This is a genomic window from Frigoribacterium sp. PhB116 (genome assembly GCF_004364285.1).
Lineage (GTDB): Bacteria > Actinomycetota > Actinomycetes > Actinomycetales > Microbacteriaceae > Frigoribacterium.
On the sequence record NZ_SOBE01000008.1, the window covers coordinates 4423 to 5574 of the forward strand.

2 rRNA genes (1 of these 2 only partly in view) are annotated in these 1152 nt (G+C 55.0%); both read left to right on the plus strand.

Going from position 1 to position 1152, the window contains the following annotated elements:
* Nucleotides 1-752: ribosomal RNA gene (locus EDF20_RS15535) — 23S ribosomal RNA — on the plus strand (it extends 2567 nt beyond the left edge of the window).
* A 228-nt stretch (nucleotides 753-980) separates the two neighbouring features.
* Nucleotides 981-1097 (plus strand): 5S ribosomal RNA (gene rrf / locus EDF20_RS15540).
* Nucleotides 1098-1152: the final 55 nt, after the last annotated feature.

Genomic DNA, 1152 nt, shown 5'->3' on the forward strand with positions numbered 1-1152 from the left:
GCGGAGTCATTGTTGAAATACCACTCTGGTCACTTTGGATATCTAACTACGAACCGTGATCCGGTTCTGGGACAGTGCCTGGTGGGTAGTTTAACTGGGGCGGTTGCCTCCTAAAGAGTAACGGAGGCGCCCAAAGGTTCCCTCAACCTGGTTGGCAATCAGGTGTCGAGTGTAAGTGCACAAGGGAGCTTGACTGTAAGACTGACAAGTCGAGCAGGGACGAAAGTCGGGACTAGTGATCCGGCAGTGGCTTGTGGAAGCGCTGTCGCTCAACGGATAAAAGGTACCTCGGGGATAACAGGCTGATCTTGCCCAAGAGTCCATATCGACGGCATGGTTTGGCACCTCGATGTCGGCTCGTCGCATCCTGGGGCTGGAGTAGGTCCCAAGGGTTGGGCTGTTCGCCCATTAAAGCGGTACGCGAGCTGGGTTTAGAACGTCGTGAGACAGTTCGGTCCCTATCCGCTGCGCGCGTAGGAAATTTGAGAAGATCTATCCCTAGTACGAGAGGACCGGGATGGACGAACCTCTGGTGTGTCAGTTGTTCTGCCAAGAGCACCGCTGATTAGCTACGTTCGGAACGGATAACCGCTGAAAGCATCTAAGCGGGAAGCCGGCTTCGAGATGAGATTTCCATACCCTTCGGGGTGAGAGGCTCCCAGCTAGACTACTGGGTTGATAGGCCGGATGTGGAAGTGGGGACTAACGACCCATGGAGCTGACCGGTACTAATAAGCCGATAACTTGACAACACTCTTCCCCTGTAGAGGAGGAAGAAAGATTGCTACGCGTCCACTATGTGGTTCCCGAAAGACGGTCGGCAACGGCTGAGCTTTACGGAACACCCTTCACATCACACGTGCTGTGGTGTGGGGACAACAGAACAGATAAGTCCCACCGATTCATAGTTGGTGGGCATGGTCTGAAACAGACTTCACCCTCACCCGGGGCTCACGCTTCGGGGGTTGTGTGGTAAATGTTTCGGCGGCCATAGCGAGAGGGAAACGCCCGGTCCCATTCCGAACCCGGAAGCTAAGACTCTCAGCGCCGATGGTACTGCAAGGGGGACCTTGTGGGAGAGTAGGACACCGCCGGACTCCTTTTGATAGAAGAGCCCCTCCACTGGAGGGGCTCTTCTTGTTTAAAGCCGAC